We start from the raw sequence: 16,301 nt of genomic DNA, 5'->3' as shown, positions 1-16,301 counted from the left end.
GAAAAGAGGAATTATTTTAATGAAAATATTATTTACAGCAGTTAATTCAAAATTTGTACACAGTAATTTAGCAGTGAGATATTTAAAAGCATTTACTAAAGATATGGATTATGAAGGAAAGATAAGAGAATTTTCAATAAATGATAGAGAAGAAAAGATATTAGAAGAAATAATTAAAGAAAAACCAGATGTTGTAGCTTTTTCTACTTATATATGGAATGTTGAAATGGTAGGGAGATTAGCAGATTTAATAAAAAGAGTTGATGAAAATATAGAAATATTATACGGAGGACCAGAAGTTTCATATGATAGTACTATATTTTTAAAAGAACATATTGGTGATTATGTAATAGTAGGGGAAGGAGAAAAGACATTAAGAGAGTTTATAGAATATAAGTTAGGTAAAAGAGAAATAACTTCTATAAGAGGATTAGTTTATAGAGAAGATAAAGAAGTTAATTTTAATGGGAATAGACCTCTTATGTCATTAGATGAAATTGTATTTCCTTATGAAGAAGATGAAGATCTAAGTAATAAGATTGTTTACTATGAAGCATCAAGAGGATGTCCTTTTAATTGTAAATATTGTCTTTCATCAACAGTTCATGGAGTTAGATTTCAAGATATAGATAGAGTTTTAAAAGAACTTAAGTATTTTGTAGATAAAAAAGTAAGATTAGTTAAATTTGTTGACAGAACTTTTAACTGTAATCATAAATTTGCAATGGCTATATGGGATTTTTTAATAAAGCAAGATACAGAAACTCAATTCCATTTTGAAATATCAGCAGACATATTAAAAAATGAAGAAATAGAACTTTTAAGAAATGCACCAGATGGAAGATTCCAATTTGAAGTTGGTGTACAAACAACAAATGATGAAATTCTTCATAATATAAATAGATTTGTTAATTTTAGTGACATAAAAGAAAAAGTAGTAGAGCTTCTTTCATTAAGAAATATAAAACAACATTTAGATCTTATAGCAGGATTACCAGGAGAAGATTTTCAATCATTTAAAAAATCATTTAATGATGTTCATTCAATAAAACCAGAGGAAATACAATTAGGATTTTTAAAACTTCTAAAAGGATCATCAATGAGAGAAGAAAGTGAAAAATGGGGAATGAGATTTTCACAATACCCTCCTTATGAAATATTAAGTACAAATAATATAAGTTATTTTGAGTTATTAGAACTTAAAAAAGTTGAACACATGGTAGATAAATATTATAACAGTGGAAAATTTAATTATACTTTAGAATACTTCTATCCAAAATTTGAAACTCCATTTGATTTCTTTTATTCATTAGGAAAATTCTATGAAAGTAAAGGGTATTTTGATAGAAGTATAGGAAATAATGAATATTATAAATTATTTTTAGATTTTACAAATGAGATATTAAAAGAAGATAACACAAGATTAAAAGAAATAATAAGATATGAATATTTACTTCATAATAAAAAAAGAGGAATACCTGAATTTTTAAAGGGTAACATAACTAAAGATGAAGAAAGAGAGATAAAAGAAAGATTAAGAGAAGAATATTCTTTTAGAGAATATTTCATAGAAAAATTTACAATAGATATTGAAAGCTATACAAAATGTGGCGAAATATACGATAAAGATACATATTCGTTACTAAATAATAATAATAAATTCATATTTTTATAATTAAATAATATAAATTCGTTAAAATTTTGGAATGTTAATCCTATATTAATAAAATTCTATAAAAATTAAGAAATTTATTGAAATTATTCTTAAAAAGTGTATAATGTAATTAAAGAGTAATTAATACTATATAAAGTATTAATTTATATATTTTTTTTAATTACTAGTAAAGGTGGTGAGATTTTGGCATTAGAGGCAATTAAAGAAGTTAAAAAAGCAGAAAGTACAGCAGAAGAGTTAATTAGAGATGCAAATACAAAAGCAAAAGAGATGATTCAAATAGCTGATAAAGAGGCTTTAAACGAATATAATGAAGTCTTAAATGAAGCAAAAAAGGAATGCGAAAATATTATTAATAATGCAATCCAAGAAGGCAATAAAGAGGCAGAGCCTATTATTGCTAAAGGGGAATCAGAGGCAAAAGAGATTTTAAATGTATCCAATGATAAAAAAAAGGATGCAATGAAATTAGTGATTGAGAGGATAGTGAAGACAAATGGCAATAGTTAAGATGAATAAATTCACCTTACTAACCTTTGAGTCTAAAAAAGATGCTCTATTAGAAAAATTACAAGGGTTTTCAGAAGTAGAATTTATAGATTTACAAAATGAAGATTACTTAGAAGAAAATAAAGAGTTAAGAGAGCTTTCTAAGGATACTGTTGATGAAGAGTTTAGTAATTGTGAAGAAGAATTATCCAAAGCAAAATTTGCTCTTGACTTCTTAAAGGGTTATGTGCCTCAAAAATCAGGATTGAAAGCAATGAAAGAAGGAAAAAAATCCTTAAGCCAAAAAGAGCTTCAAGATAAAGTTTTAAATAGTAACTGGCATGAAGTTTATGATAAGGTAAAGGAAAAAGAACTTCAATTAATAGAATTAGATAATGAAATTACAAAGTTAGAAACTGAATGTGCATTATTAAAGCCATGGGAAGGCTTAGATGCATCCTTTAGTGACATAAATAGTTTAAAAACTCCACATTTCATAGGAAGTGTAGCTAAAAATTATGAAGAAGCTTTAGTAAGTGAATTATCAAATTGCTACCTTGAAATAATATGCAGAAATAATCAAGACATTTTCTTTTTCGCATTATCTAATGAAGATAACAAAGAAAAAGTTGAAGAAGTTTTAAGAGGATTTGGATTTAGTCAATTCAAAATGGATACTGGCGAAATTCCAATGAATACAATACACACAGACATGGATAGAATTGAAAAAATCAAGTCTGAGAAGTTTTTTATAAAAGAAGAATTAGCAGCACTTGAAGAAGGGTTAAATAAGCTAGAGCTAGTTTATGAATACTATCATAATATTTACACAAGAAAGCTTGCTAAAAATAACTTCTTAAAAACTAACAATACTGTAGTAATACAGGGATGGATACCTGTAGAAAAAAATGAAGAATTATCTAATATAGGCAAAAAAGTACTTGGGGAAGATTATTACTTAACTTATGAAGAAGTTAAAGAAGAAGAAATACCAAATGTACCAATAAAACTTAAGAATAATTCTTTAAATAAATCATTTGAAAATATTACAGAGATGTATAGTTTACCAAGATATGATGATATTGACCCAACACCACTTTTAGCACCGTTCTTCTTATTATTCTTTGGAATGATGGTTGCGGATATTGGGTATGGATTATTAGTGCTTATAGGTTCTTTAATAGCATTAAAAGCTTTTAAATTAGAGGAAAAGCAAAGACAATTTGCTAAATTTTTCTTCTGGTTGAGTTTCCCAACAATTGCATTTGGAGCAATATATGGGGCATTCTTTGGTGATTTAATACCACTTCCAGCACTTATAAATACAAAAACAGATGTAACTACTATTTTGGTTATGTCAGTAGTATTTGGTGTAATTCAAATATTCTTTGGATTAGGAATTAAAGCTTATGTTTTAGTAAGATCAGGAAAACCACTAGATGCATTTTTTGATGTTGGTTCATGGGTAATAACTCTTGTATCAATAGGAGTTTTTGCTTTTGGAAAAATGAATGGAAATGGATTAGTTGGAAATATTGGAATGTGGTGTATGATCTTTGGTATGGTGCTTATCGTACTTACACAAGGAAGACAAATGAAATCAAAAGGTGGAAAGATAGGTCAAGGGTTATACGAATTATATGGAATAACAGGGTATATCGGAGACTTAGTTTCTTATACAAGACTTATGGCTTTAGGGCTAGCAGGTGGTTCAATAGCAGGAGCATTAAATCTTATTATAGGGATGTTCCCAGGAGTAGCATTAGTAATTTTTGGTCCTATTGTATTTATTTTAGGACATGTATTTAACTTAGGTTTATCATTACTAGGTGCTTATGTTCACACATGTAGATTAGAGTATGTTGAATACTTCTCAAAATTCTATGATGGTGGAGGAAGACCATTCAAGCCATTTAAGACATTAGACAAGTTTATAGACATTAAAAAAGAAAGTTAGTTTTTATTAATTAGGAGGATTTAAAATGGAAAATACATTTACAACATGGATTGAGTTTTTTGGAGCAAATGGAGGAATTATATTTGCTGCATTAGGAGTAGCATTAGCAGTAGGATTATCAGGAATAGGTTCAGCTAAAGGAGTTGGTCTAGTAGGGGAAGCAGCTTCAGGATTAATGACAGAAGAACCAGAGAAATTTGGTAAAGCGTTAGTTCTTCAATTATTACCAGGTACTCAAGGGTTATATGGATTCGTTATCGGATTATTAGTTTACTTAAAAATCGGTGCTGGTATGGACTTTAAAACTGGTTTATTCTTATTCTTCGCTTGTTTACCAATAGCAATTGCTGGTTTATTCTCAGGTATAGCTCAAGGTAAAGTTGCAGCATCAGGTATTCAAATATTAGCTAAAAAGCCAGAGCAAACTACAAAAGGAATCATATTTGCGGCAATGGTTGAAACTTACGCATTATTAGGATTCGTTGTATCAATCTTATTAGTATTCAGCGTTAAATAGTTAGGGATGTGAAGATATGTCAAATGTTAATAATCTAACTTCTAAAATCTTAAAGGATGCAGAAGAAAGAAAAAGTAGCATATTAGCTAAGGCAGAAGAAGAAAAAAATAAGATAATTACTAAAAAAAGAGATGAAGCTAATAGGCTAAAAACTTCAATGATAGAAAAAGCAAAATTAGAAAGCGCTACAAGAAAAGAAAGAATACTTTCAAGTGCTGAATTAAAGGTTAGAAATGAAAAGTTACTTTCAAAGGGGAAGGTTATTGACGAAGTATTTAATATGAGCGTGGAAAACCTATGCCAAATGAATGAAAATGACTTTAGAAATTTCGTTAAAAGTTCTATATTAAGTTTAAATATAGAAGGAGACGAAAATATAATTTTAAATGTAAATGGAAAGAAAGCAATAAATGAAGCTTTCGTTAAAGAAATAAATAATGAGCTTAAAGATAAAGGAAATCTTAAATTAAGTCAAAGTGAAGGAAAATTTAGAGGTGGCTTTATCTTAGAAAAAAATGGAATAGAGATAAATTATACATTTGAAGCTCTAGTTCAATCACTAAGAGAAGAGCTTGAATTTGAAGTAGCAAACATACTTTTTAATTAAGGAGGATTAATATGGATTCAATGAAATTTACTCAAGTTATACCAAGACTTAGAGTATTAGAAACAAGACTCCTTGATAAATCAAAACTTGATAGAATGATAGATGGTAATTCAGCAAATGAAGCTCTAAAAGTTCTACAAGAATCAGAATATGCCAACGTAATGACAGGTATAAAAAGAGCAGAAGACTATGAAGAAATATTAAGCAGTGAGCTTAAGAGAGTGTATGCACTAATGTATAGTGCATCACCTTCAAAATCTTTAATAGATATAATGAGTTTAAAATATGACTACCATAATATAAAAGTTATTTTAAAAGGAATAATCTTAAGAAAAGATTTTAGCAATATGTTAATTCCAGTTGGAAAAATGGAATTAAGCAAGCTTAAATACATGGTAGAGAATAATAACTTAAGAGATTTACCTATTAGAATGAAGGAAGCTGTAATAAAAGCTAATGAGGATTTTGAAGTAAATAAAGATCCTCAAAGAATAGATATTATATTAGATAGATTTATGTTCTTAGAACTTCATGATATAGCTAAAGAGATAAATGATAAATTTGTAGATAAATACCTTAGAGTATTAGTGGATTCTACTAATTTAAAAACGCTTTTAAGAGTTAAGAAACAAAATAAAGGAAGAGATTTCTTAGAAGAAGTTATTATAAAAGGCGGTTCAATAGACAAAGAGGTTTTAAAAGGGCTTCTTACAGATTCAATTGAAAATATAGTTTCAAAATTATCACATACTGATTATGCAGAAATGTTAAGAGAAGGAATTGATGAATTTACAAAAACGAATTCAGCAAGTCTATTAGAAAAACTTGTAGATAACTATATAATGAAACTTATGAAAGAAGCAAAATTTATACCATTTGGACCAGAACCAGTACTTGCTTATATCTATGCAAAGGAAACAGAAATAAAAGTTGTTAGAATAATAATGGTTGGTAAATTAAATAATATTGCATCTGAAGTAATAAGAGAAAGGTTGCGTGATATTTATGTCTAAGAAAATCGGAGTTGTTGGAGATAAAGATTCAGTTTTAGCATTTAAAGCTTTAGGAATAGATGTATTTCCAGTAGTTGAAGATGATGAAGCTAGAAAAACAATAGATAAATTAGCAATGAGTGATTACGCAATAATATTTGTAACTGAACAAGTTGCACAAAATATAGAAGAGACTATTGAAAGATACAATAGAGTAACTCTTCCAGCTGTAATATTAATTCCAAGCAATCAAGGATCATTAAATATAGGAATGCAAAGAATTAGCGACAATGTGGAAAAAGCCGTTGGTGTTAATATCTTATAGGAAGGTAGGTCGGTAAGGTGAAAATCGGAAAGATAATTAAAGTTTCAGGACCATTAGTAGTTGCTGAAGGTATGGATGAAGCTAATATATATGATGTATGTAAAGTAGGAGAAAAAGGTCTTATCGGTGAAATCATCGAAATGAGAGGAGATAAGGCTTCAATACAGGTTTATGAAGAAACTTCAGGTATAGGTCCTGGAGATCCAGTTCAAACTACTGGAGAACCATTGAGTGTTGAACTTGGACCAGGTCTTATTGAATCAATGTTTGATGGAATACAAAGACCACTAGATGCATTTATGGAGGCTGCTCAGTCGCCATTTTTAACAAAAGGTGTCTCAGTTAAATCATTAAATAGATCAAGAATATGGAAGTTTGTTCCTACAGTAAAAGAGGGGGACGAAGTTGAAGCTGGAGATATAATTGGAACAGTTCAAGAAACAGCAGTTGTTCTTCATAAGATTATGGTGCCATTTGGTGTTAAAGGTACTATTAAAAGTATAAAAGCTGGAGAGTTCAATGTTGAAGAAACTGTATGTATAGTAAACACAGAAAAAGGTGATAAAGAACTGTCAATGATGCAAAAATGGCCAGTAAGAAAAGGTAGACCATATGCAAGTAAAATGAATCCAGTAGCTCCAATGGTTACAGGACAAAGAGTTATAGATACTTTCTTCCCAGTTGCTAAAGGTGGAGCAGCAGCAGTTCCAGGTCCTTTCGGAGCAGGAAAAACAGTTGTTCAGCACCAAGTTGCTAAATGGGGAGATACTGAAATAGTTGTTTATGTTGGATGTGGAGAGCGTGGAAATGAGATGACAGACGTTCTTAATGAGTTCCCAGAACTTAAAGATCCAAAGACTGGTGAAAGCTTAATGAAGAGAACAGTTCTTATAGCTAACACTTCAAATATGCCAGTTGCTGCCAGAGAAGCTTCAATTTATACTGGTATAACAATAGCAGAATATTTTAGAGATATGGGTTATTCAGTTTCAATAATGGCTGACTCTACATCAAGATGGGCAGAAGCATTAAGAGAAATGTCAGGAAGACTTGAAGAAATGCCTGGAGATGAAGGATATCCAGCATATCTTGGTTCAAGACTTGCAGATTATTATGAAAGAGCTGGAAAAGTTATTTGTCTTGGAAAAGATGGAAGGGAAGGAGCTGTTACAGCAATTGGAGCAGTTTCACCTCCTGGAGGAGATATTTCAGAGCCAGTAACGCAATCAACTTTAAGAATAGTTAAAGTATTCTGGGGATTAGATGCAAATCTTGCATATCAAAGACACTTCCCATCAATTAACTGGTTAAACTCATATTCATTATATGCAGATAACATAGATGCTTGGATGGATGAAGAAGTTGCAAGCGATTGGTCATCACTTAGAACAAAAGCTATGTCATTACTTCAAGAAGAATCAAACCTTCAAGAAATTGTTAGACTTGTTGGTATAGATGCTCTTTCAGAAGGAGATAGATTAAAATTAGAGGTTGCTAAGTCATTAAGAGAGGATTATTTACAACAAAATGCTTTCCATGAAATTGACACATATGCTTCTTTAAATAAGCAACACAAAATGTTAAAACTTATACTTCAATTCCAAGTTGAAGCTGAAAGAGCTTTAAAAGCAGGAGTTTATTTAGATAAAATCCTTAAAATGGATGAAATAAGAGATAAGATTGCGAGATCTAAATATATATCAGAAGAAAACATTAATAAGATAGATGAAATAGGCGTTGAATTAACTGCTGAAATGGATAAATTAATCAGTGAGGGAGGGGTTCTAGATGCTTAAAGAATATAGAACAGTAACAGAAGTTGTAGGACCTTTAATGGCGGTTGAAGGCGTTGAAGGAGTTAAATACGACGAGTTAGTTGAAATAGAATTACAAAATGGAGAAATGAGAAAAGGTAAAGTACTTGAAGTTAATGGTTCAAAAGCTATGGTACAGATTTTCGAAGGTTCTTCAGGAATTAACTTAAAAGGAACTAAGGCAAGATTTTTAGGAAGACCTCTTGAATTAGGTGTTTCAGAAGATATGCTTGGAAGAGTCTTTGATGGAATGGGAAGACCTAATGATAATGGGCCAAAAATAATTCCAGAAAAAAGACTTGATATAAATGGAGAAGCTATAAATCCAGTTGCTAGAGATTATCCATCAGAATTTATTCAAACTGGTATATCAGCAATTGATGGATTAAATACTCTAGTAAGAGGACAAAAATTACCAGTTTTCTCAGCTGCGGGACTTCCACATGCTCAACTTGCAGCTCAAATTGCAAGACAAGCAAAGGTTTTAAATTCAGATTCTAAATTTGCTGTTGTATTTGGTGCAATTGGAATAACTTTCGAAGAAGCACAATTTTTCGTAGATGAATTTAAAAAGACTGGAGCTATAGATAGATCAGTTTTATTTATGAACTTAGCTTCTGATCCAGCTATTGAAAGAATAGCTACTCCAAGAATGGCATTAACAACTGCTGAATTCCTTGCTTATGAAAAAGGAATGCACGTACTTGTTATCTTAACTGATATAACTAACTATGCTGAAGCATTAAGAGAAGTATCAGCTGCAAGAAAAGAAGTTCCAGGAAGAAGAGGATATCCAGGATACTTATACACTGACCTTTCAACATTATATGAAAGAGCAGGAAGACTTAGAGGTAAAGAAGGATCAATCACTCAAATTCCAATTCTTACAATGCCAGAAGAAGATAAAACTCACCCAATTCCAGACCTAACTGGATATATTACAGAAGGACAAATAATTCTTTCAAGAGAATTATATAAGAGAGGAATTATGCCTCCAATAGATGTTTTACCATCACTTTCAAGACTTAAAGATAAAGGAATTGGAAAAGGTAAGACAAGAGAAGATCATGCTGATACAATGAACCAATTATTCTCAGCTTATGCACAAGGTAAGCAAGCGAAAGAATTATCAGCTATCTTAGGTGAATCTGCATTATCAGATACAGATAAAGCATTTGCTAAATTTGCAGAGGCTTTTGAAAATGAATATGTTTCACAAGGATTTACTGCAAACAGAACTATAGAAGAAACATTAAATACAGGTTGGAAATTACTTAAGCTTCTTCCAAAAACTGAGCTTAAGAGAATTAGAGATGAATATTTAGAAAAATATATGCCAAGAGAGGAAGAATAATCTATGGCAAGATTAAATGTTAATCCTACAAGAATGGAGCTTTCTAAGCTGAAGAAAAGATTAACTACAGCTACAAGAGGGCATAAGCTTCTAAAGGATAAGCAAGATGAGTTAATGAGACAATTCATCAATCTAGTTAAATATAACAATACAATAAGACAAGAAGTTGAAAAAGAACTTCAAGGTTCTTTAAAAGATTTTGTTATGGCTAGAGCTGTTATGAGTTCAGAGTTTCTAGAGGAAGCAATTGCTTACCCAAAAGAAAATATCACAGTAGATGTTGGAAGTAAAAACATAATGAGTGTTAATGTACCTGTTATGAATTTTAAAAGACAACTAGAAGGTGATGAAGGAAGCATATTCCCTTATGGATTTGCCAATACATCATCAGAATTAGATGATGCGTTAACAAAACTTTATGGAATAGTTCCAAAACTTTTAGAATTAGCAGAAGTAGAAAAGTCATGTCAGTTAATGGCTGATGAAATTGAGAAAACAAGGAGAAGAGTTAACGCCCTTGAATATATGACAATACCTCAATTACAAGAAACTATCAAGTATATTAGAATGAAGCTTGATGAAAATGAAAGAAGTGCTTTAACAAGACTTATGAAAGTTAAGAGCATGATAGAGCAAAGAGGTTAATGTTTTTAATTAAAAGAAAAATATTCATATTTTTTAAAATACTCTAGATTTTTCTAGAGTATTTTTAATTAAAAGAAAAATATTCATTATAATATTACAAGTAAATTAAAATTATGATAAATAATTGCGAATAAAAGATAATAATAGTATAATCGAGGGTAGTAGTTAATAATCTATATACAATACATGAATGTTAAGGAGAAAATTATGGATTATTTAATAGAGTTTGTATGTGCTTTAATTATAACAGTAATAGCCATACCTATACTTATGAAATTATCATATAAATTTAAATTTACAGATAAACCAACAAAAAGAAAGCAGCATAAAAAAATAACACCTCTTTGTGGTGGAGTTGCAATGTACATAGGATTTTTTTCAGTGTACTTTTTTACTGGAGATGTAGATAAAAGGAAGATTTTTATATTCATAGGGTCTACAATGATACTTTTAATAGGTCTTGTAGACGATTTTTATAAATCAAAGGGAAAAGAATTTAAGATAGCTCCAAGATTAATTGTACAAATACTGTCAGCAGTATTAGTATATAATGCAGGAGTAGCTTTTAGAGGTTTTACAAATCCTTTTAGTGGAGAGTATATTGTGTTAAATCACACACTTCAATTTATATTAAGTATAACTTGGATTTTTGGAGTTACAACAGTTATAAATTGGTCTGATGGGATGGATGGACTAGCGGGAGGAATATCTCTTGTTTCATCAATAACATTTTTTATTGCAGCAATTATATTAGGTCAAGTTGACTCTGCAAATGTTTCAATAGTAATAGCTGGAACATTAATTGGATTTTTAATATTCAATGTACATCCTGCTAAAATATTTATGGGAGATTCTGGAGCAAACTTTTTAGGATTCATTTTGAGTATAATAGCTTTAGATGGAGCTTTCAAACAAGCTACTGTTTTAAGTATACTACTACCAATATTAGCTTTAGCTGTACCTATATTTGATAATATTTTTGTTATAATAAAAAGATATAGTGAAGGAAAAGCAGTTTATGAAGCAGATAGAAGTCAAATACACTTTAGATTAGAAGCTAAAGGTTTTACTCCAAAACAAACTGTGAGTTGTATAGTTGGAATAAGTATAATGTGTAGTATTATATCAATATTATTATTATTTTATAATCATTTTTAAGCAAAATTTTTGAGAAGGCAATAGCCTTCTTTTTAATTTATATAAAAAGATATATTTACAAAAAAAGGAATATAATATATAATAATAAAAAATAAACTTATCAAGAGTGGTGGAGGGACTGGCCCTATGAAACCCGGCAACCTACATTTAATTTATGTGTGGTGCTAAATCCAAGAAGATAAGGAATTTTATTTAAGATTATAAAAAGTCTTAGGGAAATATCCTTAAGACTTTTTTTATATAAAAAGGGGGTAAAATATTGAGAATTAGAGATTTATTTAATGAAAAAAAGTTGGTTTTTTCTTTTGAGGTCTTTCCACCTAAAAATACGTCTCCAGTAAAAAGTATATATAATGCTTTAAATGAGTTAAGTGAATTAAATCCAGATTTTATAAGTGTAACATATGGTGCAGGAGGGACAAGTGTAAATAATAAAACTACAGAAATATCATCACTTATAAAAAATGTTTATAAAATAGAAGCTTTAGCACATCTTACTAGCATGGGAGCAAAAAAAGAAAATATAGATTTTATAAAGGAAAGATTGGCTCTTGAAGGAGTAGAAAATATACTTGCACTTAGAGGGGATAAAAAAGAAGAATGTAATAGTGGAGATTTTTTATATGCAAGTAATCTGATGAATCATTTAAGAGAAGATTTTAATATAATAGGTGCTTGTTATCCAGAAGGTCATATAGAAAATAAATCTATAGATTTAGAGATAGATAATATGAAGAGAAAAGAAGAAAATGGATGTAGCAGTTTTATAAGTCAATTATTTTTTTCAAATGAAACATATTATGAATTCTTAGAAAAAGCTAGAAATAGTGGTGTTAAAGCCCCTATTCAAGCAGGTATAATGCCAGTTATAAATAAAAAGCAAATTCAAAGGATAGGAAATCTTTGTGGAGCCTATATTCCATTAAAATTTAAAAAAATAATGAATAGATATGAGTATAATCCAGAAGCGTTAAGAGAAGCTGGGATAGCATATGCTGTAGAACAAATAATTGATCTTTCATCAAGTTCAGTAGATGGAATTCATCTTTATACAATGAATAATCCATATGTAGCGAAAAAAATAAAAGAAAATATAAAAACAGTATTAAAAGCAGTTAATGAGTAAAGGGGATAGAATTATGAATAAAGTAGAAAGTTTTGAATTAGATCACAGAAAAGTAAAAGCACCATATATAAGAAAGTGTTGTGCTCTTGTTGGAGAAAAAGGAGATACAGTAAGTAAATTTGATATAAGATTTCTTCAACCAAATAAAGAAAGTTTTGGAACAGCAGCAATGCATGGGTTAGAACATTTATTAGCTCATTTTTTAAGAGAAAATTTAGAAGGTATAATTGATTTTTCACCTATGGGATGTAGAACAGGATTTTATTTGAGTATTTGGGGAAATCGAGAGTGTGAAGAAATAAAGAAAGCTTTAGAAATTGGATTACAAAAAGTATTAAAAGCTACGGTTATTCCTGCTAATAATGAGATTCAATGTGGAAATTATAAGGATTTATCTTTATTTGGAGCACAAGAATATGCAAAAGAAGCTTTAAACAAAGGATTTTCATTAAATATATATGGATAAGTTGAAAATTCCAAAAGAAGAAGTTTTAAGATATTTAGGGTATAGAAATCAAGATATAGATGAAGAGTTAATAATAAAAATAGATAAAATAAGAAGAGAAAGTATTTTAGTATTTAGACCTAAAAATGTTTTTTCACTTCATAAGATAGAAATAAAAGATAAAAAGATATTTGTAGATAAAACAAATCTTGTAATACAAAGTAATGATATGTTTAATTTACTTAAGGATTCAGATAGAATATATTTATTAGCGGTAACACTTGGAAATGATATAGAGCGTTTAACAAGAAAATATGAAAAAATTAGTATGATGGATGCAATTATTTTAGATGCTTGTGCAACGACTGCAATTGAAGAATATTGTGATAACTTAGAAAAATACTTAGAGAAAGAGTTAAAAGAAGGGGAGAGTTTTACCTTTAGATATAGTCCTGGTTATGGAGATTTATCTTTAGATATTCAAAATGATTTAGTAAATATATTAAATTGTGAAAGAACTATAGGTCTTAAAGTATCAGAGCATAAACTATTATTTCCTAGGAAATCAGTAACAGCAATATTGGGAATTACTAAAGGCGAGAAAAAGAGAAAATCCTGTTTAAATTGCTCAAATTATGATAATTGTATTTACAAAAGGGAAGGTGATATTTGTGGATGTTATTAAATATATAGAAGAAAATATATTAGTATTTGATGGTGCTATGGGAACAATACTTCAAAAGAAAGGTTTAAAGCTTGGAGAAAATCCAGAAACTTTAAATATAGAAAATAGAGAAATAATTCTAGACATACACAAAGAGTATATTAAAAATGGAGCAAATGTTATAACAACAAATACATTTGGAAGTAATGAATTAAAGTTAAAAAGGACAAATTATTCTGTTGAAGATATAATTTATGCTGGTGTTGATATAGCAAAAGAAGCAGTAAAGGGAACTGATACTTTAATTGCATTAGATATAGGACCTATAGGAGAACTTTTAGCTCCTATGGGAACTCTTAAATTTGAAAGAGCCATTGAAATATTTAAGAGGGAAATTGAGGCAGGAGTAAAATCAGGAGTAGATTTAATATTAATTGAAACAATGACAGATCTTTATGAAGTAAAAGCTGCTATAATTGCTGCCAAAGAAACTTGCAATTTACCTATTTTTTGTACTATGACTTTTGAAGAGGATGGAAGAACTTTTACTGGCTGTTTACCAGAAAGTATGTGCATAACTTTAGAGTCTTTGGGAGTTAATGCTGTTGGAATAAATTGTTCTTTAGGACCAAAAGAATTAAAAGATATAGTTGAAAGAGTTATAAATACTACTAATTTACCAGTAATAATACAACCAAATGCGGGACTTCCTAAAATAATAAATGGACAAACAGTTTTTACTATAGATGAAAAAGAATTTAGTAGATATGTAGAAGAATATGTAAAGTTAGGAGTATCAATAATAGGTGGATGTTGTGGAACAAATCCTAAGTTTATAAAAGAATTAGCTTCTATAAGAGAAAAATATAAAAGAGTAAAAAGAGATTATATAAAGCAATATGCTGTATGTTCACCATCAAAAGTTGTTTTTATAGATGAGCCGAAGATTATAGGAGAAAGAATAAATCCTACTGGGAAAAAGAAATTTAAAGAGGCTTTAATAAAAGGTGATATAGATTATATTTTAAATCAAGGATTAGAACAAGTTGAAGGTGGAGCAGACATTCTTGATGTAAATGTAGGACTTCCTGAAATAAATGAAAAGGAAGTTATGAAAAAAGCAATTGAAGAATTACAATGTATTATAGATTTACCTTTGCAAATAGATTCAAATAAAAAAGATGTAATAGAAGCTGGACTTAGAACTTATAATGGAAAACCAATAGTAAATTCTGTTAATGGAGATATGGAGTGTTTAGAAGAGATACTTCCTTTAGTTAAAAAATATGGAGGAGCAGTAGTTGGTTTAACCTTAGATAAGGAAGGAATAAAAAATAAGGCAGAAGAGAGATTAGAAATCGCAGATAGAATAATAAAAAAAGCTTTAGAATTTGGAATAAAAATAGAAGATATTTATATAGACTGTCTTTGTTTAACAGCTTCAGCACAACAAGAAGAAGTTATGGAAACTCTTAAAGGAATAAAATTAGTAAAAGAAAAATATGGAGTTAAAACTCTTTTAGGAGTATCTAATATATCTTTTGGATTGCCAAATAGACAACTTATAAATGAAACTTTTTTAGCATTGGCATTAGGAGCAGGATTAGATTTACCTATTATGAATCCAAATTCACAGGGAATGATGGATGTAATAAATTCTTTTAAGGTTTTAAATAATAATGATAAAAAAGCTCAAAATTATATAGAGAAATATGGGAACTTAAAAATAGAAAGAAAAATATCTAGTGGAAATGAAACAAAAAAGAAAATTGAAGAAGAAATTTCTTTAGAAAATGCTATTTTAAAAGGACTTAAGGGAAAAACTAAAACAATAACAGAAGACCTTTTAAAAGAAAAAACAGAATTAGATATTGTAAATGAATATCTAATTCCTTCATTAGATAAAGTGGGAGAAAAATTTGAAAAAGGAATAATATTTCTTCCACAACTTATTCAAGCTGCTGAAACAGTTAAAATATCTTTTGATATTATAAAGGATAGATTATCTGTAAATAACCATAAAAATGTTTCAAAAGGAAAAATAATTCTTGCTACAGTTAAAGGAGATATTCATGATATAGGAAAAAATATAGTTAAAGTTATTTTAGAAAACTATGGATATGAAATATTAGATTTAGGAAAAGATGTTCCAATTGAAATTATAGTAGAAAAAGCTTTAAATGAAAAAGTTAAATTAGTAGGATTAAGTGCATTAATGACTACTACAGTAAAATCAATGGAGGATACAATAATAGCATTAAAAGAAAATGGCTATAAAGGAAGTATAATGGTTGGAGGAGCAGTTCTTACGAAAGATTATGCAGAAAAAATAGGGGCAACATATTATGCTAAAGATGCAAAAGAATCAGTAAATATAGCAAAGAAAGTTTTTGAATAAAATAAAGATATTAAATATTACTAATAATTAATAAAAATCCCTCAGCTTAAAGCTGGGGGATTAATTTTTTATTTTTAAGTAATTTTCTAAAAAATAAATATATATTAAGATTAAAATAAAGAGGATATCTAATAT

Annotated in this window: 15 protein-coding genes and 1 riboswitch; all 15 genes read left to right on the top strand. The window is 29.0% G+C overall.

The genetic code is table 11. The features are described from left to right. The first annotated feature begins 19 nt into the window (after positions 1-19). The 15 genes from CLTHE_RS14580 (at position 20) to CLTHE_RS14650 (ending at position 16,166) form a co-directional block, all read left to right on the top strand. Positions 20-1,675 carry a B12-binding domain-containing radical SAM protein gene (locus CLTHE_RS14580; protein WP_080024094.1) on the top strand — a complete coding sequence of 552 codons (1,656 nt, stop codon included), beginning with the start codon at positions 20-22 and terminating at the stop codon, positions 1,673-1,675. A 183-nt stretch (positions 1,676-1,858) separates the two neighbouring features. Next, on the top strand, positions 1,859-2,185 hold the full coding sequence (locus tag CLTHE_RS14585) for an ATPase (RefSeq protein WP_080024095.1): 327 nt from the start codon (positions 1,859-1,861) through the stop codon (positions 2,183-2,185). Beyond that, positions 2,172-4,121 (top strand): V-type ATP synthase subunit I, encoded by a 1,950-nt coding sequence (locus CLTHE_RS14590; protein WP_080024096.1) that lies wholly within the window; start codon positions 2,172-2,174, stop codon positions 4,119-4,121. Before CLTHE_RS14585 ends, CLTHE_RS14590 begins: the two co-directional genes overlap by 14 nt. A gap of 25 nt (positions 4,122-4,146) precedes the next feature. Continuing rightward, positions 4,147-4,638 (top strand): V-type ATP synthase subunit K, encoded by a 492-nt coding sequence (locus CLTHE_RS14595; RefSeq protein WP_002597024.1) that lies wholly within the window; start codon positions 4,147-4,149, stop codon positions 4,636-4,638. A gap of 16 nt (positions 4,639-4,654) precedes the next feature. Beyond that, on the top strand, positions 4,655-5,245 hold the full coding sequence (locus tag CLTHE_RS14600) for a V-type ATP synthase subunit E (RefSeq protein WP_080024097.1): 591 nt from the start codon (positions 4,655-4,657) through the stop codon (positions 5,243-5,245). An 11-nt stretch (positions 5,246-5,256) separates the two neighbouring features. Next, positions 5,257-6,258, top strand: coding sequence for a V-type ATP synthase subunit C (locus tag CLTHE_RS14605; protein WP_080024098.1), 1,002 nt, complete (start codon positions 5,257-5,259; stop codon positions 6,256-6,258). Next, complete coding sequence (locus tag CLTHE_RS14610; protein WP_040413892.1) at positions 6,251-6,562, top strand: V-type ATP synthase subunit F; 312 nt, start codon at positions 6,251-6,253, stop codon at positions 6,560-6,562. Before CLTHE_RS14605 ends, CLTHE_RS14610 begins: the two co-directional genes overlap by 8 nt. A 17-nt stretch (positions 6,563-6,579) precedes the next feature. Continuing rightward, the gene (locus CLTHE_RS14615) at positions 6,580-8,358 is read left to right on the top strand and encodes a V-type ATP synthase subunit A (RefSeq protein ID WP_080024099.1); all 1,779 of its coding nucleotides are present in this window, start codon (positions 6,580-6,582) and stop codon (positions 8,356-8,358) included. Further along, complete coding sequence (locus tag CLTHE_RS14620; protein ID WP_002597029.1) at positions 8,351-9,730, top strand: V-type ATP synthase subunit B; 1,380 nt, start codon at positions 8,351-8,353, stop codon at positions 9,728-9,730. The genes CLTHE_RS14615 and CLTHE_RS14620 overlap by 8 nt, the downstream gene beginning before the upstream one ends. Positions 9,731-9,733: 3 nt before the next feature. Then, entirely contained in the window at positions 9,734-10,375 is a 642-nt protein-coding gene (locus tag CLTHE_RS14625) for a V-type ATP synthase subunit D (RefSeq protein ID WP_002597030.1), read from the top strand. 207 nt (positions 10,376-10,582) lie between these two features. Then, positions 10,583-11,533 (top strand): MraY family glycosyltransferase, encoded by a 951-nt coding sequence (locus tag CLTHE_RS14630; protein ID WP_002597031.1) that lies wholly within the window; start codon positions 10,583-10,585, stop codon positions 11,531-11,533. A 94-nt stretch (positions 11,534-11,627) separates the two neighbouring features. Beyond that, a riboswitch (SAM riboswitch) is annotated at positions 11,628-11,718 on the top strand. A 74-nt stretch (positions 11,719-11,792) separates the two neighbouring features. Then, entirely contained in the window at positions 11,793-12,659 is an 867-nt protein-coding gene (locus tag CLTHE_RS14635) for a methylenetetrahydrofolate reductase (protein WP_080024100.1), read from the top strand. Between the two features lie 13 nt (positions 12,660-12,672). Beyond that, positions 12,673-13,125 carry an S-ribosylhomocysteine lyase gene (locus CLTHE_RS14640; protein WP_080024101.1) on the top strand — a complete coding sequence of 151 codons (453 nt, stop codon included), beginning with the start codon at positions 12,673-12,675 and terminating at the stop codon, positions 13,123-13,125. Continuing rightward, on the top strand, positions 13,118-13,789 hold the full coding sequence (locus tag CLTHE_RS14645) for a vitamin B12 dependent-methionine synthase activation domain-containing protein (RefSeq protein WP_080024102.1): 672 nt from the start codon (positions 13,118-13,120) through the stop codon (positions 13,787-13,789). The genes CLTHE_RS14640 and CLTHE_RS14645 overlap by 8 nt, the downstream gene beginning before the upstream one ends. Then, complete coding sequence (locus tag CLTHE_RS14650; RefSeq protein WP_080024103.1) at positions 13,776-16,166, top strand: homocysteine S-methyltransferase family protein; 2,391 nt, start codon at positions 13,776-13,778, stop codon at positions 16,164-16,166. Before CLTHE_RS14645 ends, CLTHE_RS14650 begins: the two co-directional genes overlap by 14 nt. Positions 16,167-16,301: the final 135 nt, after the last annotated feature.

This window comes from Clostridium thermobutyricum DSM 4928, from assembly GCF_002050515.1.
Classification (GTDB): domain Bacteria; phylum Bacillota; class Clostridia; order Clostridiales; family Clostridiaceae; genus Clostridium; species Clostridium thermobutyricum.
This window is presented reverse-complemented; position numbering and strand designations above follow the sequence as displayed.

Excerpts from the sequence above, each read along its gene's own strand:
- CLTHE_RS14580 (WP_080024094.1), top strand. The coding sequence starts at position 20 with ATGAAAATATTATTTACAGCAGTTAATTCAAAATTTGTACACAGTAAT.
- CLTHE_RS14590 (WP_080024096.1), top strand. The coding sequence starts at position 2,172 with ATGGCAATAGTTAAGATGAATAAATTCACCTTACTAACCTTTGAGTCT.
- CLTHE_RS14595 (WP_002597024.1), top strand. The coding sequence starts at position 4,147 with ATGGAAAATACATTTACAACATGGATTGAGTTTTTTGGAGCAAATGGA.
- CLTHE_RS14600 (WP_080024097.1), top strand. The coding sequence starts at position 4,655 with ATGTCAAATGTTAATAATCTAACTTCTAAAATCTTAAAGGATGCAGAA.
- CLTHE_RS14605 (WP_080024098.1), top strand. The coding sequence starts at position 5,257 with ATGGATTCAATGAAATTTACTCAAGTTATACCAAGACTTAGAGTATTA.
- CLTHE_RS14610 (WP_040413892.1), top strand. The coding sequence starts at position 6,251 with ATGTCTAAGAAAATCGGAGTTGTTGGAGATAAAGATTCAGTTTTAGCA.
- CLTHE_RS14620 (WP_002597029.1), top strand. The coding sequence starts at position 8,351 with ATGCTTAAAGAATATAGAACAGTAACAGAAGTTGTAGGACCTTTAATG.
- CLTHE_RS14625 (WP_002597030.1), top strand. The coding sequence starts at position 9,734 with ATGGCAAGATTAAATGTTAATCCTACAAGAATGGAGCTTTCTAAGCTG.
- CLTHE_RS14630 (WP_002597031.1), top strand. The coding sequence starts at position 10,583 with ATGGATTATTTAATAGAGTTTGTATGTGCTTTAATTATAACAGTAATA.
- CLTHE_RS14640 (WP_080024101.1), top strand. The coding sequence starts at position 12,673 with ATGAATAAAGTAGAAAGTTTTGAATTAGATCACAGAAAAGTAAAAGCA.
- CLTHE_RS14645 (WP_080024102.1), top strand. The coding sequence starts at position 13,118 with ATGGATAAGTTGAAAATTCCAAAAGAAGAAGTTTTAAGATATTTAGGG.